The organism is Winogradskyella helgolandensis (genome assembly GCF_013404085.1).
Taxonomy (GTDB): domain Bacteria; phylum Bacteroidota; class Bacteroidia; order Flavobacteriales; family Flavobacteriaceae; genus Winogradskyella; species Winogradskyella helgolandensis.
In genome coordinates this window covers 697064-712771 of the sequence record NZ_JABFHO010000001.1, presented here as the reverse complement: position 1 = coordinate 712771, position 15708 = coordinate 697064, and the positions used below count along the sequence as shown (strand labels likewise).

Annotated in this window: 13 protein-coding genes and 2 tRNA genes; 11 read left to right on the top strand and 4 right to left on the bottom strand. The window is 33.9% G+C overall.

All coding sequences use genetic code 11. From position 1 onward, the window contains the following. The first annotated feature begins 522 nt into the window (after positions 1 to 522). The 8 genes from HM992_RS02850 (at position 523) to HM992_RS02815 (ending at position 8379) form a co-directional block, all read left to right on the top strand. Positions 523 to 659: transfer RNA gene (locus tag HM992_RS02850), tRNA-OTHER, on the top strand. A gap of 165 nt (positions 660 to 824) precedes the next feature. Continuing rightward, positions 825 to 886: transfer RNA gene (locus HM992_RS02845), tRNA-OTHER, on the top strand. Positions 887 to 1432: 546 nt separating this feature from the next. Beyond that, complete coding sequence (locus tag HM992_RS02840) at positions 1433 to 2533, top strand: slipin family protein (RefSeq protein ID WP_179318643.1); 1101 nt, start codon at positions 1433 to 1435, stop codon at positions 2531 to 2533. Between the two features lie 564 nt (positions 2534 to 3097). Continuing rightward, positions 3098 to 4510 carry an RtcB family protein gene (locus HM992_RS02835; protein ID WP_179318642.1) on the top strand — a complete coding sequence of 471 codons (1413 nt, stop codon included), beginning with the start codon at positions 3098 to 3100 and terminating at the stop codon, positions 4508 to 4510. 111 nt (positions 4511 to 4621) lie between these two features. Continuing rightward, the gene (locus tag HM992_RS02830) at positions 4622 to 5368 is read left to right on the top strand and encodes a nucleotidyltransferase domain-containing protein (RefSeq protein WP_178986512.1); all 747 of its coding nucleotides are present in this window, start codon (positions 4622 to 4624) and stop codon (positions 5366 to 5368) included. After that, entirely contained in the window at positions 5365 to 6429 is a 1065-nt protein-coding gene (locus tag HM992_RS02825; protein ID WP_179318641.1) for a nucleotidyltransferase domain-containing protein, read from the top strand. Before HM992_RS02830 ends, HM992_RS02825 begins: the two co-directional genes overlap by 4 nt. Further along, positions 6429 to 6842, top strand: coding sequence for a hypothetical protein (locus HM992_RS02820; RefSeq protein WP_179318640.1), 414 nt, complete (start codon positions 6429 to 6431; stop codon positions 6840 to 6842). Before HM992_RS02825 ends, HM992_RS02820 begins: the two co-directional genes overlap by 1 nt. Positions 6843 to 7092: 250 nt before the next feature. Continuing rightward, on the top strand, positions 7093 to 8379 hold the full coding sequence (locus tag HM992_RS02815) for a hypothetical protein (protein ID WP_229720431.1): 1287 nt from the start codon (positions 7093 to 7095) through the stop codon (positions 8377 to 8379). 600 nt (positions 8380 to 8979) lie between these two features. Here the strand turns inward: HM992_RS02815 and HM992_RS02810 are convergent. From HM992_RS02810 to purN, 4 genes are all read right to left on the bottom strand, one after another. Beyond that, positions 8980 to 10878 carry an amidophosphoribosyltransferase gene (locus HM992_RS02810; protein ID WP_179321020.1) on the bottom strand — a complete coding sequence of 633 codons (1899 nt, stop codon included), beginning with the start codon at positions 10876 to 10878 and terminating at the stop codon, positions 8980 to 8982. Positions 10879 to 10946: 68 nt separating this feature from the next. Continuing rightward, positions 10947 to 11873 carry a PfkB family carbohydrate kinase gene (locus HM992_RS02805; protein ID WP_178986517.1) on the bottom strand — a complete coding sequence of 309 codons (927 nt, stop codon included), beginning with the start codon at positions 11871 to 11873 and terminating at the stop codon, positions 10947 to 10949. Positions 11874 to 11953: 80 nt separating this feature from the next. Beyond that, positions 11954 to 12595, bottom strand: a complete 642-nt coding sequence (locus HM992_RS02800) for a ribonuclease H1 domain-containing protein (RefSeq protein WP_179318638.1) — start codon at positions 12593 to 12595, stop codon at positions 11954 to 11956. Between the two features lie 26 nt (positions 12596 to 12621). Then, the gene (gene purN / locus HM992_RS02795; protein WP_178986521.1) at positions 12622 to 13185 is read right to left on the bottom strand and encodes a phosphoribosylglycinamide formyltransferase; all 564 of its coding nucleotides are present in this window, start codon (positions 13183 to 13185) and stop codon (positions 12622 to 12624) included. A 182-nt stretch (positions 13186 to 13367) separates the two neighbouring features. Here purN and HM992_RS02790 point away from each other — a divergent pair, with 182 nt between their 5' ends. The 3 genes from HM992_RS02790 to rnc are packed head-to-tail and all read left to right on the top strand — an operon-like array spanning position 13368 to position 15613. Continuing rightward, positions 13368 to 13601, top strand: a complete 234-nt coding sequence (locus HM992_RS02790; protein WP_013869581.1) for an acyl carrier protein — start codon at positions 13368 to 13370, stop codon at positions 13599 to 13601. 13 nt (positions 13602 to 13614) lie between these two features. Next, positions 13615 to 14865, top strand: coding sequence for a beta-ketoacyl-ACP synthase II (fabF, locus tag HM992_RS02785; protein ID WP_178986522.1), 1251 nt, complete (start codon positions 13615 to 13617; stop codon positions 14863 to 14865). A 7-nt stretch (positions 14866 to 14872) separates the two neighbouring features. Next, positions 14873 to 15613, top strand: a complete 741-nt coding sequence (rnc, locus tag HM992_RS02780; protein WP_179318637.1) for a ribonuclease III — start codon at positions 14873 to 14875, stop codon at positions 15611 to 15613. Positions 15614 to 15708: the final 95 nt, after the last annotated feature.

The following is a 15708-nucleotide window of genomic DNA, read 5'->3' as shown; positions in this document are numbered from 1 at the left end:
CGTTAGAGGTCGCAAGCCTTTAATGTGTGGTAAACATTCTAATAAGCCGCCTCAAGAGAGGACGTTTATGAATGGTGAGGGAGCCAACCCTCGTTATTGCAAAGCGTGGTAAAAAGCCACTATGCAAGCCAAGTCTAAGTTGCCGAACAGCTATAATGTATTAAGGCATCAGATAAGTACAGGATTCTCTAAGCAATGAGAAGAACGTGGAAAACTAGGGAAAGCGTAAGCCATAATTCTAGAAAAGCTTATCTAAAAGCGCAGGTATTCTCAGCACGCTTTTTTAAAATATTAATACCTCTTTAGCTCAAAAGGAAGAGCTGCGGAAAAAGATTTACGTAACCGTGGAGTGATAGGATTATGTGGTTGGTGGCACACTCACCAATGACTAGGTTTTGCAGAAGCACCGAAATGCACAAGATGTAAAGTAGGGAAGCGCATTTAGAGTCTGTCTGTTCATTATTATGAAAGTACCAGTTCGAATCTGGTAAGAGGTACAACGTTCTATAAAATATTAAAACTGGAAGCATTGAGCAATTGGTTGGCTCGCCAGACTGAAATGCGTTTTTACGCATTCAACGAATCCTATTAATAAATAGAATCCGTTGAGTTAAAATCTGGTCTTGATAAGCGTGTAGGTTCGAGTCCTACTGCTTCCACATCAAGCAAGTCTTGTTACGTGTTTCGGTATAGCACTATTGTATAAATCCTTACCAATTGGTATGAGGTTTTTATATTCAACTTGACTTGAAGGCTTCGGTTATTTGCCAAATAATAACCATCATCTATCGGTCGTGGGTTCGAATCCCATTCTCAATTTATTTGAGGTAGTTCAGTCTGGTTAGAACAATAGATCAATTTGTAGGTTCGAGTCCTGCCAAACTCAAATGGGTTTGTGGCGAAACTGGTAGACGCGCAACACTTTAGATGTTGTATTGAAATGGACTCAAAATCCATATTCCCGAAGAAGGTCACTTTTAAAAATAGACCACCAAGTGCTCCACACTTTAAATGGCAAAAACAAAGTGAACTAAAACTCGCAAAAGCAATTCGTTGTTTACGCAGTCTAGAAAACACCTTGAAATACTGATGTATTTAAAGCCATTTTAGGTTTTCTTTTAAAGATTCATTTTTTGATTAACGAAGCACCAAAACGGTTGTTTCAAAATTGATAAATCGTCTAAAGAACAAAGCTTAAAAAATCTTTAAATCAATTGTATTTCCGTAATTAGAAAGATGGTTTTCTTTCGCTCTGTTAGTGAAACTCATATTTGAAAAGTCTTAAAGATGCATTCAAATATGGCAGTTGAACTAATCCCGCTGAAAAGCGGGATCTTTTGAATAGTCATTCTCAAAAAAGAGAATTCTATTATAAATGTTTAACCGTTCTGAATTAAAAATTAGAAACTTCAGAACAAAAAAATTAGAAATCATGTATAGAGTAAGAATTCATGCAGGTACAGTAGGTTTAGTGTTTAAAAACGGTAATTACGCTCGCGTTATTACAGAAGGAAAACATTGGTTGAATTTTAGAGAAAATTTCGTAAAACACGACTTATCACAAGCTTTCAGTGCACCAAAAGCATTAGAAATCTTGCTTAAAGATGAGGCGTTGGCAAACCTATTGCATGTTGTAGATGTAAAGGATAATGAAATCGTTTTGCTTTACGAAAACAACAACTTTAAATGCGTATTAAAAGCTGGTCGTTACACTTTTTGGAACGGTTTAATAAACTACAAATTCGTAACTGTAGATTTAAGTAAAATTGAAATTACAGAAGACGTCAGCAAAGCTTTGTTTAGCAATATGCAATTGCGTCAATACATTAGAACGTTTGAGGTAGCGGCATTCGAAAAAGCAATTATGATTGTAGATGACGTGTTTGTTAAAATCCTAGAACATGGTACCTACCATTTCTGGAAAAACGAGCAAACCATTAAAATCATCAAAGCAGATATGCGTCAGTTACAGTTAGAAGTTGCAGGTCAAGAATTATTGACCAAAGACAAAGCAACCGTTCGTATTAATTTCTATGCACAATACAAAGTGACTAACGTAGAAACTGCGTTAATGCATAGCAAAGATTACGAAAAGCAATTGTACATCACGTTGCAATTAGCATTACGAGCCTTTGTTGGAGCTTACACTTTAGATGAATTGTTAGAGCAAAAGGAAACGATTGCCAAAGCCGTTTTAGAAGATGTAAAAACGCAAGCTGAGAAATTAGGTGTAAACGTATTGCACGCAGGTTTGCGAGATGTTATTTTACCAGGCGACATGAAAGAGATTATGAACCAAGTTTTAATAGCTCACAAAAAAGCACAAGCCAATGTAGTGACAAGACGAGAAGAAACAGCTTCTACTAGAAGCTTGTTAAATACCGCGAAATTAATGGAAGACAACAATATGTTGTTTAAATTAAAAGAGATGGAATATGTTGAGAAAATTGCCGATAAAATTGGAGAAATCACAGTTGCTGGAAACGGTAATGTTATTGAACAATTAAAGGATATTTTCTCTGTGAATAAGTAATGTTATGGCGTTACCCAAACCGAAAAAGGTTTGGGTCGCGCTTTCCACTATATCTTTTGCGAAAAAGCAAAAGGATTCCGTTGCAACTACGAAGTAATCACGATTTCCTATTTAGTAAAATAAGTGTGAATGAGTAATCGCTAACGCGGAGCTAGCAATCATCATTTAAACATAAGTATGCGAGAGAAGACAAAGAGTTGAAAACATAAACAAGTAAAAACTCAAGTCCCAAATTTCGACATGGTCGGAAAACATCAAAATTCAGAAATAATGAACGAAGGAATGTAGATGCGAAGCGAAGCTTCAAGCACGGAATTCCGAAAGTGAATGGTGCTTTAGCAATTTCCTATATTTTGATTGTGATTTTTTGGTTCGTTTACTCGTGGATTTTCATTTTTATGGAACTCGTGATGTGCTTCGCAGTATGTATCAAGGCAAAATGAACATAAAGAAAAAAAGGATAAAAAATTTATACTACGCAAAACTATTGCGCATTACACTATAATATTTGTAGTGTTATTAAAATAGATTCTGAAACAAGTTCAGAATGACAAATCAATAAAAATGAAAACAAATACAAAAATAACAGGTCACGATTTAAAAGCCTTAGGTTTTAGACAAGGCAAATGGATGAAAGAAGCCATTGCACATATCAACGATAATGGACTAGAAGATGAAGCTATGGAAACCTATTTAGAGCAATTTAAATCACCAGACCCAATAGCGTTACATAAAACGGCAATTGAGTTTTCAATAAACATTAAAGCAGAAAACGAAGAAGAACAAGACAATGTAGATAAGGTAATTAACTCTATGCAAACCTTAATGAAAACACCAACATTAGTAGATGGCGCCATTATGCCAGATGCTTGTCCTGCTGGTCCAGACGGAACAATTCCAGTTGGTGGTGTTGCAGTGGCCAAAAACGCCATTCATCCAGGTATGCATAGTGCAGATATTTGCTGTTCAGTGATGTTAACCGATTTTGGTAAAGCAGACCCTAAAGACATTTTAGATGTTGCCCATGCTAACACGCATTTTGGTCCTGGTGGACGCGATAGAGATTCACAATTCAGGTTTCCTAAAGAACTATTAGACGCTTTTGAATCTAACTATTTCTTGAATGATGGTAACATGATTTCAATCGCAAGGTCGCATTTAGGAACGCAAGGTGATGGTAACCATTTCTTGTTTGTTGGTAAATCTAAAAAAACAGGAAACACCATGTTGGTCACACATCATGGATCTAGAGGTCCTGGTGCAAGATTATACACCAAAGGTATGAAAATCGCGGAACGTTTTAGAAAGGAATTATCGCCAGATACGAAAAAGCAAAATGCGTGGATTCCTTTTGAGACTGAAGAAGGCCAGGCCTATTGGGACGCTTTGCAAATTATAAGAAATTGGACAAAAACCAATCACGAAGTGCTGCATAATTCAGTAGCGGAAACTTTAGGACTAGAGATTGAAAACAGATACTGGAACGAACATAACTTTGTCTTTAAAGATGGCGATTTATTTTATCATGCAAAAGGCGCAACCCCTTTAAATGCTAAGTTTATGCCAGATATAACAGGGCCAAGATTGATTCCTTTAAACATGTCTGAACCCGTTTTAATTGTTGAAGGCGCTACCACAAAAACCAATTTAGGTTTTGCACCACATGGAGCAGGTAGAAACGTAAGCAGAACGCAACATAGAAAAAGCAAAACAGGAACCACGATGCAAATCTTTAAAGAAGAAACATGTGGTTTAGATATTAGATTTTTCTCAAAGGAAATTGATATTACCGAGTTGCCATCGGCTTATAAAAACGCCAAAGCTGTAAGGCAACAAATGGACGAATTCAATTTAGGAAAAGTCATTGACGAAGTGATGCCTTATGGTTGTATTATGGCTGGAGATTGGCAGAAAAATGCACCTTGGAAGGTTCGAAAACGTCAGGATAAACGTAACAACTCTAAAAGAAGAAAATAGGAGGACCTCGCAGGTTTTTAAAACCTAGCAGGTTTGAAAATTTAACCTTAGAAAGGTAGAAGCGGACTCACTTTGGTTGGTCTGCTTTTATTTAAAAATTGTATCTAGAAAATGAGAACTAAAATATTACAAAAACTCTCAGAAATAGAGAGAGATAAAAACATAGAAATCCTATTCGCAGTAGAATCTGGAAGTAGAGCTTGGGGTTTTGCATCACCAGATTCTGATTATGATATTCGTTTTGTATATAAACATAAAAAAGAATGGTATTTAAGCCTCTGGGAACAAAAAGATACTATAGAATTTATGACAGAAGATGATTTGGATGGATCAGGTTGGGAACTAAAAAAAGCATTAAAGCTCTTATCTAAATCTAACGCTTCTTTCTCAGAATGGTTATTTTCACCTATCGTATATAGTGCAAATGAAAATTTTCTAACCGAAATAAAAACTTTAGCAGAAAACAACTTTAATCCTGTTTCAGGGTTTTATCATTACCACAGTATGAGCAAGGGTTTTGAAGAAACTCTTGACACAGATGAAATGACACTGAAAAGTTTTTTCTATGCCATAAGAACTGCTTTGTGTGCGAATTGGATATATAAAAACGAAACCATTCCGCCAGTTTTGTTTATAGAACTGTATGAGATAGTAGATGAGAAGTTTCATTCAGTTCTCAGTGATTTAATAGATTTAAAAAGTCAAAAAACAGAAAAAAGCAATGAACCTGTGGATGCTGTATTGATACAATTGGTTCGAGATATTGTAAAAGAAAATAATAGCGTTAAAGATGGCGTCATAAAAAAGAAAGCTAATCCTGAAGCGTTTAATCAGTTTTTCATAAAAGTAATAAAATGACCATTGAAGAATTAAAAAAATCAGGCTCAATAATCTTTGAGAGTATTAGTGGCAGTAGAGCTTATGGCTTAGATACTGCCACGTCTGATACAGATATACGTGGTGTATTTATATTGCCAATAGAACAATATTATTCATTAAATTATATTGCACAAGTCAATAACGAAACAAATGATATTGCCTATTATGAGCTAAGTAAATTTGTGGAATTGCTCTCAAAAAACAATCCAAATATCATGGAACTTTTAAATGTTCCTAAAGAATGTATTTTTTATAAACACCCCATATTTGATACCATTAAAAAAGAAGATTTTTTATCAAAACTTTGTAAAAACACATTTGCTAATTACGCATTTACACAGATCAAAAAAGCTAGAGGTTTAAATAAGAAAATTGTAAATCCTGTGGAAAAGAAGAGAAAATCTATTGAAGATTTTTGCTATGTTAGAGATGAAAAACAATCGATTCTATTTAAGGATTACATATCTAGTAATTGTCTAAGCCCAAAACATTGCGGATTGGTTAAATTGTCTCACATGAAGGATTGTTATAACTTATTTTATGATGAAAATTTAAACTATAACGGGATTGCAAGAACAAATGCCAATGAAGTTTGTTTAAGTTCGGTACCTAAATCAGAAAAACCTATCGCGCTACTTTATTTTAATATAGATGGTTATTCCACTTATTGCAAAAAGTATAAAGAATATTGGGATTGGGTAGATAAAAGAAATGATGCACGCTATAAAAGTAATATTTCGCACAGCAAAAATTACGATGCAAAAAACATGATGCATACCTTTAGGTTGTTACATATGGCAAAAGAAATTGGACTAAACAATGCAATTAATGTAAGACGAAAGGATAGAGATTATTTATTGTCTATAAAAAATGCTGAATTCGAATATGACGATTTGGTTTCTAGAGCAGAGACTATGAAAGAACAACTTAATTCTATTTATAATAATTCCCAATTAATGGAAAAACCGGACTTAGATAGTATTAATAAAATAGTTTATGAAATTAGAAACAATTTTTATACTAATATAAAACTTAAGTAATGGATTTTGAACAACATATGCGATATCCTTCTGGTGTTTCAGAAGAAAAGCTCTCAAGGAGGTTTGGACTTTATTGGGATAGAAACATGCAAGATTGGGAATTAGAAATTTCTGATTCAGGAAGAATTAGTGATTTTATTTCAGTTTATCAAAACGAATTAGATAATGATGATGATAAATTTACTTTAATGGGATTAATTGTCTCTTCATTAGATGATGTAGCTGCTGAATTTGATGAAGACCATCAAGACAATTGGAAAACGTGTAAAATAATATTAGAAAAGGAATACTTTCTTCACTATTCAACAATTGTATATTGGTGCCAGCTTCAATCTGAACGAGATAATGTCTTTGCTATTACACCATATATAAGAGAAGTATGGGAAAAAGTGAAATGGAATTTTAATACCTAATAGTAAAAGACCTATGAGGTTTTAAGACCCTTGCAGGTCTATAAGGTTTAACCATGTATCCATTGAAAGAAAAAGCAGATTTACTCAAAGTGGTCTGCATTTTTAGTCCCAATCCAAACTATTATATCCTTTAATTTCCCGACTTTTGAAGCCAAAGTACTCCAAGTAAAAAATGTTTCAAGAACGAAACCTAAATTCTAAAGAACTAGCGTTTGTCACCAGGCAAATTAGGCACACTAAAAAAGTACTGATGTGGTTGTTTATTGCTTTGACGATCATAGTTGCATTTTTGGCTTTAGCAGTTTATAGCAGTTTCGATGGTTATAATGTACTTATTAATGTCTGTTTCGGCATTTTAATAATGTGTTTGTATGGCATCTATTGGTTTTTTAAGGGCTTTAAGAAACACAAGGTGAATTCTGAAGTTCAAAAATCTAATGGATTTTATGAGCGCGTCGTTATTCATCATGGGAAAGCCACAAGTCGGTTTGACAAAATAAATGGAACAAACGTTAAAATTCCATGGCATTGGCGAAACTATTTAAAATCACAAAAGGAAAAAGTTAATTACGAATACATTCTACGGGATGGTGCTGTTGCTGCTAATGATAGTGCTACGCAATATGTCGTTTCTCTGAATGATACGCTGTCTTTGAATTACGAATTAGAACATGGACTAGATAAAGCTAATCCACTTAATTTTTTTAGTTTTTTAGCCCTTTTCCTCACTCCATTTATGGTGTTGCTTTCATTTATGAATAGCGATTTAGACAAAGGGTTTAATGTGTTACAATTATTTCAAAATGAAAGTGATGCCATTACTTTTAATTCTGCTGAAGAACTAAACACAATTTCCAAACCCTGTTATATTACCATTGAAAATGCATGGGTGCATCGGTTTAAAATAATGTCTGATTATAGAGGTGAAAATTCCCTCATTTCAAAATCTGAACGCGATCGAATTTATAATGACCCTTCATCTAGTTTTAATCATTTGTATTTTCTACCAGCTAAAGCTATAACTAAACCTGATAAAGAAACATTCAAAAATAACATTAAGGGTAATCCACTATTTAAAAAGTTCAATTCTGAAAGTATACCAGATTCTATCTTGAACAAAACCATTGACTCTCAATTTAAGAACCATATAACGAATTATGACAAGCAAATTAGGCAAGCCGAAAGTGAGGAAAAATTGATTGAAAACATTCAGCCTACGACAAAAATTTTAGAATTAAAATCTGAAACTTTTCATCCTTCCAATGCCACATTTAATTCCGTAAAAGAAAGTCTTGAATGTCCAATTACTATTCATGGCTTTTACAATCCTGAAGAGCAAAGTCTTATTTCAATAGAAGAACAGAAAATTGAGAACAAAGAAATTCTAGTTGCATTTATTTCCCTTACTCTTTTAATCATACTATGCCTTTTTACCTTGTATGCTCTAGGTAAAATTATTTACAATTCCCGATTAAAAAAACAACTGGTTAAAGACCAAGTTAGGTTAACCCATGGTCCAAAAAGAATTAATATATAAGGTTTTGTTGTTGAACTGAATTAAATCATCCAGCCGCTTGTTTTGTTCTTAAATTGGATTCTGAATTTGATTTCAAGTTTATTCTTGAAGAATTAAAAGAAGATAAGCTAGGGTTAGTCTGTTTTTTTGTTTCTATAAGGTGTAATAGAAAAGAAGCTATTTAGGTAATAACAGAAAATGAAAAAGGATGAACAGTCGTTCATCCTTTTTGCCCCAAATCTACCATAAACTTAACCTACTTATGTTATGGTGAGTCAAATATAAGTGGACTATAATGTAAGTATTGCATTTTTTGGATAAACGACCTATATATTAGTCTAAGCGTGGAAAGTGTACTGTTTAATAGGTCGTAAGTGTAAAAACCCGCTCTAAGTTGAGTTACAATACTTAAAGTAATACTTTATGAAAAAAGGGCATAAAAAAAGGTGAACGAAGTTCACCTTTTTTTGCCCCAAATCTACCATGAACTTAACCTACTTATGTTATGGTGAGACCAATGTATATTTAATTTGTTAAAACAAATCAATTATCGGACGAAAGACATTTTAATCCGGTAAACTACTTGTTTTATCGGATTAATGACTCTTTTAAACGTATATTTTAGTACGCACGTCTATTGTTACCCTCGTAAAAATTAATAAATGCTCTATTTACAACTCTATTGCCACCAGGTGTAGGATAATCTCCTGTAAAGTACCAATCCCCTAAGTTTTTCGGGCAGGCTTTGTGCAGGTTTTCAACAGGTTGAAAAATAATTTTTACATCAGCTTTTATGTCTTCTCCACCTAGTAATTCTGAAATCTTATCAGAAATCTGTTCGTCAGTAAAATTAGCATAAATACCTTTTACATAATTAACGATATTCTTATCCTTCTTTTCGACTTGCGCTATACACTTATTATAAATCTCTTCTACAATATGATATTGGTTATTTTCTTTTAATAATGCTAAAGCAGCTTTAAAAGCAATAAGTGTTTCAAGGTTGGCCATGTCTATGCCATAACAATCAATATAGCGTATTTGAGGAGCAGAAGAAACCACAACAATTTTTTTAGGGTTTAATCGGTCCATCATTTTAATAATACTCTTTTTGAGCGTTGTACCTCTAACAATACTATCATCAATGATAACTAAGTTGTCAGTTGGCTTTATAACACCATAAGTAACATCGTAGACGTGTGCAACTAAATCATCTCTACTGCTATCTTCGGTAATAAAGGTTCTTAGTTTTACATCTTTAATGGCTATTTTTTCAATTCTTGGACGTTCAGATAGAATTTCCGTAACCGTCTCTGCTGATAGTTTACCACCTCCTTTAAGTATGGATTCTGTTTTCTTTTCGTTGAGATGATCTTCAACTGTTTCTATCATACCGTAAAACGAAGTTTCCGCCGTATTAGGAATATAGGAGAACACACTATTTTTAGTGTCATTATTAATAGCTTCAAGTACTTTAGGCATTAATAAACGACCAAGCATTTTACGCTCTTGGTATATTTCTGCATCACTACCACGCGAAAAATAAACACGTTCAAAAGAACACGCTTTTCGCTCTAAAGGTTCTAATATTTTTTTGATTTTTGTTTCACCAGATTTCTTGGTAATGATAGCATGTCCAGGTTCTAGTTCCTTTACATCATCAAAAGGCACGTTAAAAACGGTTTGAATTACAGGGCGTTCTGAGGCTACCACAACAATCTCATCATCTTTATAATAGTAAGCTGGTCTTATACCTGAAGGATCTCTTAATACAAATGAGTCTCCATGGCCTAATAAACCTGCCATAGCATAACCTCCATCCCAATTTTTGGCAGCATGCTTTAATATTTTACCAACTTTTAAACGTTCTGCAATTAGAGGAGAACATTCACTTTTATTATAACCTTCTTTTTTAAGGTCTTTATAAATTTTTGAAACGGCATCATCTAAGAAATGCCCTATTTTTTCCATTACAGTAATGGTGTCAGCTTTTTCCTTTGGGTGTTGACCGATTTCAATAAGATTATCGAATAATTCATTAACATTGGTCATATTGAAATTACCAGCAACAATAAGGTTTCTGTGCATCCAATTGTTTTGTCTTAAAAACGGATGAACACTTTCTACACTGTTTTTCCCAAAGGTGCCATAACGCACATGACCTAATAAAACTTCACCTATATAGGGAATGTTCTTTTTTTGTAGATCCACATCGTCTTGGTATTCCGGATTTTTAGTTAGCTCATCATTAATGCGTTCATTAATCTGAGCGAAAATATCTTGTATAGGTTGCTGTGCAATAGATCGCACACGACTGATGTAACGTTCACCAGGCTTTACGTCTAATTTAATACTTGCAAAACCAGCTCCGTCTTGTCCACGGTTATGCTGTTTTTCCATCATTAAATACATTTTATTAACACCATAAAATGCACTGCCGTACTTTTCTTTATAGTATTCTAATGGTTTTAAAAGTCTAATAAGTGCAATTCCACACTCATGTTTTAAAGCATCACTCATAATTAATTTTCCGCTATTAATTTTATAAAATGAAATAAAAAACGCGCTCAATTTCTGAGCGCGTTAGTTTATGTTAATTCGATATCAAATTGGGTTAGACTCTTAAACTGGTCTAATCGTTTATAAATTTCTTTATCTGTTAAATTTTGCATGCGCTCTGTCCCAAATTTCTCAACACAAAAGGAGGCCAATGTTGAGCCGTAGATGACGGCTGTTTTCATGTTTTCAAAAGAAAAATCGCCTGTTTTTGCTAAATAACCAGCAAACCCACCAGCAAAGGTATCACCTGCACCAGTGGGATCAAAGACTTCTTCTAACGGAAGAGCAGGAGCATAGAATACATTACCATTATGAAACAACAATGCTCCATGTTCTCCTTTTTTAATGACCACATATTTTGGTCCCATTTCATGAATCTTTCTTGCGGCAACCACTAAAGAGTACTCACCAGATAATTGTCTAGCTTCTTCGTCATTAATAGTAATAACATCTACGTTTTTAATTACAGAAAGTAAATCGTCTAGAGCAATATCCATCCAAAAATTCATGGTGTCTAAAATGGCTAATTTTGGTTTTTTAGTCATTTGGTTTAGCACACCTTGTTGTACTGCAGGATGTAAATTACCTAACATCACAACGTCTGCATCTTTATAATTTTCTGGTACAACTGGATTAAAATGTTCTAATACATTTAACTCTGTAACTAACGTGTCGCGAGAGTTCATATCGTTATGGTATTTTCCACTCCAGAAGAACGTTTTACCATCTTTCACGATTTCTATACCTTCAATATCAACGTTTCTGTTTTTTAGAAGATCTAAATATTCCTGCGGAAAATCTCCACCAACAACAGAAACTGCAGCTGAATCTACATTAAAATTTGAGGCTGATAAACCTATATATGTTGCTGCACCACCAAGAATTTTATCGGTTTTACCAAAAGGGGTTTCAATGGCATCAAAGGCTACAGTGCCAACAATTACTAATTTACTCATAAAAGCAGTTTGGATTAAAGTGCAAATTTACGTAAAATATATTCCTTGTGAAACATCAATTGATGGAATGCAAAATAGATTTACTTCCTCCCAAAATCCGCAGGAATCTCTCCCCAAGCTTTAGTTTCCCATTTCACAATAGTAGTAGAGTATTCATTAGTTTTTAACCATTGTACAGCACGATCTACCAAATCATAAACAGGTTTGTTTTTAGCATTCCGTTCTAGTTTCGAATTACAGGTTTTTTTACGCACCCAACTCATGGCAGTTCTCGAATCGGTGTACATAATGCGATTACTATTATGTTGTTTTAGAAAAGCTAAACCGTGAACTAAAGCTAAAAATTCTCCAATGTTATTAGTGCCTTGTTCAAAAGGTCCTTGATGGAAGAGTTGTTTTTTTGTTTTGGTATCTACACCTCTGTATTCCATGATGCCTGGATTTCCACTTGAAGCTGCATCAACAGAAATAGAATTGTAGTTGGGTTGTCCTATTTTTTTTAGTTCTGTTTCAGAAAGTCCACTTGAAAAGGACTTGTTTTTTCCTATATAATCAAAGTAATTCCCTTTTAGTGCTTTTTCGGCTTCATCAAGCGTTGGGAAAGATTTATATTGTGCACCTTGATAATCTTTAATTTGGGCTTTACAGGCATTCCAAGTGTTATACACTCCTTTTTTATGGCCTTTCCAAACGGTATAATATTTTTTTTTCTTTTTACTCATGTTTAGTTCCTGTGAAAACGGGAATCTTATTTTAATAACTCATTAACGACCTCTGGAAAATGCTCCATCTCCAACAAATGAATCTTTTCTGCAACATCTTCGGCAGAATCCGTAGATGAAACCTTACATTTTGCTTGAAAGATTATAGCTCCTTCGTCATAATTTTCATTTACATAATGAATAGTGATTCCGGTTTCAGTTTCTTTGTTTTCTACAACAGCTTGGTGCACATTCATACCGTACATTCCTTTTCCTCCATAATTTGGTAACAACGCAGGATGAATATTAATGACTTTATTATTGTATGCTTTTAATATGAATTCAGGAAACTTCCAAAGGAAGCCAGCTAACACAATAAGATCTGGTTGAGATGCTTTTAATATATTTAAGACATCATCTGATTTTGAAAATGCAATTCTATTGAAAGATAAGGCGCTAACATTTAGTTTTTTACAGCGATCTAAAACTTTGGCATGAGGATTGTTAGTTAGTACTTGAATAACAGACGCATTATCGCTGTTGTGAAAAAACTTAATTAAATTTTCAGCATTAGAGCCACTTCCGGACGCAAAAATTACAACACGTTTCATTTACAGGTATATTTCTTCAATTATTCGAACAAAAAAAAGAATAATAATTAACAATTAGGGCAATTCCAAAATACTTTATCTTTATTTTTACTAAATTAAAAACACATTTTATCGGTAAAGATGAATATTCAAATAAAGTTTTTTATTTTTGCCATCTAATTAAAACTTAAAATTAAAAAATTATGTCAGACATTGCATCACGAGTAAAAGCGATTATCGTAGATAAATTAGGTGTTGATGAAAACGAAGTTGTAACTGAAGCAAGCTTCACAAACGATTTAGGAGCGGATTCATTAGATACTGTAGAATTAATAATGGAATTTGAAAAAGAATTCGATATTCAAATACCAGACGATCAAGCTGAGAACATAGCAACAGTTGGTCAAGCGGTTTCTTATATAGAAGCAGCAAAATAATAACTCAATTTTTATGGAATTAAAGCGAGTCGTAGTAACGGGTTTAGGTGCACTTACACCAATAGGAAATACAATAGAAGAATATTGGGATGCTCTTATTAGTGGTAAAAGTGGTGCCGCTCGTGTAACACATTTTGACCCTGAAAAGTTCAAAACTCAGTTCGCTTGTGAAATAAAAAACTTTGAAGTTACTGATTTTATTGACAGGAAATTAGCGCGTCAAATGGATAAGTTTTCGCAGTATGCAATGGTCGCTTCAGATGAAGCAATTGCAGACTCAAAACTAGATCTAGATGCCATAAACAAATTAAGAGTTGGAGTTATTTGGGGAGCTGGTATCGGTGGTTTAGAAACATTTCAAGAAGAAGTGTTAAACTTTGCTGCTGGTGATGGAACACCTCGATTTAATCCACGTTTTATTCCAAAAATGATTGCTGATATAGCGCCTGGAAACATATCTATAAAATATGGTTTTATGGGACCTAACTATACTACAGTATCTGCTTGTGCTTCTTCTGCAAATTCAATGATCGATGCTTTAAACACTATACGTTTAGGGTCTTGTGATGTGATTATAACAGGAGGAAGTGAAGCTGCAGTTACTATTGCTGGTATGGGTGGATTTAATGCTATGCATGCAATGAGTACTCGAAACGAGAGTCCTGAAACGGCTTCTAGACCATTTGATGCAACTAGAGATGGTTTTGTATTGGGTGAAGGAGCTGGAGCTATTGTTTTAGAAGAGTACGAACACGCAAAAGCAAGAGGAGCTAAAATCTATGCAGAAGTTTTAGGTGGAGGTTTATCTTCGGATGCGTATCATATGACAGCGCCTCATCCTGAAGGCATAGGTGTTGTTGCGGTAATGAAAAATTGTTTAGAAAATGCGGGTCTAAAGCCTGAAGATGTAGACCATATAAATACACACGGTACATCAACACCTTTGGGTGATGTTGCCGAGTTAAAAGCTATATCAACAGTATTTGGCAGTCATGCTAAAAACATAAATATTAATTCTACAAAATCTATGACAGGTCACTTGTTGGGTGCTGCTGGAGCTATTGAGGCAATTGCTTCTATTTTAGCAATGGAGCATGGTATTATACCGCCAACAATTAACCATAAAATGGTTGACGAAAACATAGATCCAGAATTAAATTTAACGCTCAATAAAGCTCAGAAACGAGATATTAAAGTCGCGATGAGTAACACATTTGGATTTGGCGGACATAACGCTTGTGTACTATTCAAAAAATTAGATTAAATCCCGAATGAGCTTCATTCGTAACATATTAAATTCCCGCTCTCAAGAAGACGGGAATTTTTTTTTTAAAATTAAAGAGGTAATTGGGTTTAAGCCCAAGTCTAAATCGCTTTATATCACAGCATTTACGCATCGTTCTATGAATTTAAAGGACGATAAAGGGAATGCTATTAACTACGAACGCTTAGAGTTTGTTGGAGATGCCATACTTGGTTCCGTAATTGCTGCTTATCTATTTGAAAAAGTACCACATGGAGATGAAGGATATCTCACCAAGATGCGTTCTAAAGTGGTCAGCAGAGAGCATCTTAATAAACTAGGTGAAGAACTACGACTTATAGATTTTGTAGAAAGTAGAATTCCGACCTCTAATTTTGGGAATAATATTCACGGCAATCTTTTTGAAGCGTTAGTCGGTGCTATTTATTTAGATAAAGGCTATAGCTATTGTGAAAAATTTATAAATAAGCGTGTTATAAATCCGCATGTTGATATTGAATCTTTAGAAGGCAAAGTTATTAGTTATAAGAGTTTATTAATAGAGTGGTGCCAAAAAGAGAAAAATACTTTTGATTATGAAGTGTACGAAGACACAGGTAAGGATGAGTTAAAGCACTTTTCTGTAAAGCTTACTATTAATAATAAGGTGGTTTCTAAAGCAAGAGCAACCTCAAAGAAAAAGGCAGAAGAAAAAGCATCTAAACGTGCATTTTTTGCTTTACAGAATCAGATTACCAAGGTTCAGTAATATTTTTCACAATAGAATTAAATCAAACGAACTATAACGTTTTCGTAGATTTTAAGACCTAATCTTAGCATAATCTTAATAAATTACAGCGATTA

Excerpts from the sequence above, each read along its gene's own strand:
- HM992_RS02810 (WP_179321020.1), bottom strand. The coding sequence starts at position 10,878 with ATGAGTGATGCTTTAAAACATGAGTGTGGAATTGCACTTATTAGACTT.
- purN (WP_178986521.1), bottom strand. The coding sequence starts at position 13,185 with ATGAAACGTGTTGTAATTTTTGCGTCCGGAAGTGGCTCTAATGCTGAA.
- rnc (WP_179318637.1), top strand. The coding sequence starts at position 14,873 with ATGAGCTTCATTCGTAACATATTAAATTCCCGCTCTCAAGAAGACGGG.
- HM992_RS02805 (WP_178986517.1), bottom strand. The coding sequence starts at position 11,873 with ATGAGTAAATTAGTAATTGTTGGCACTGTAGCCTTTGATGCCATTGAA.
- HM992_RS02790 (WP_013869581.1), top strand. The coding sequence starts at position 13,368 with ATGTCAGACATTGCATCACGAGTAAAAGCGATTATCGTAGATAAATTA.
- HM992_RS02825 (WP_179318641.1), top strand. The coding sequence starts at position 5,365 with ATGACCATTGAAGAATTAAAAAAATCAGGCTCAATAATCTTTGAGAGT.
- HM992_RS02830 (WP_178986512.1), top strand. The coding sequence starts at position 4,622 with ATGAGAACTAAAATATTACAAAAACTCTCAGAAATAGAGAGAGATAAA.
- HM992_RS02800 (WP_179318638.1), bottom strand. The coding sequence starts at position 12,595 with ATGAGTAAAAAGAAAAAAAAATATTATACCGTTTGGAAAGGCCATAAA.
- HM992_RS02820 (WP_179318640.1), top strand. The coding sequence starts at position 6,429 with ATGGATTTTGAACAACATATGCGATATCCTTCTGGTGTTTCAGAAGAA.
- HM992_RS02840 (WP_179318643.1), top strand. The coding sequence starts at position 1,433 with ATGTATAGAGTAAGAATTCATGCAGGTACAGTAGGTTTAGTGTTTAAA.
- HM992_RS02815 (WP_229720431.1), top strand. The coding sequence starts at position 7,093 with ATGTGGTTGTTTATTGCTTTGACGATCATAGTTGCATTTTTGGCTTTA.
- fabF (WP_178986522.1), top strand. The coding sequence starts at position 13,615 with ATGGAATTAAAGCGAGTCGTAGTAACGGGTTTAGGTGCACTTACACCA.
- HM992_RS02835 (WP_179318642.1), top strand. The coding sequence starts at position 3,098 with ATGAAAACAAATACAAAAATAACAGGTCACGATTTAAAAGCCTTAGGT.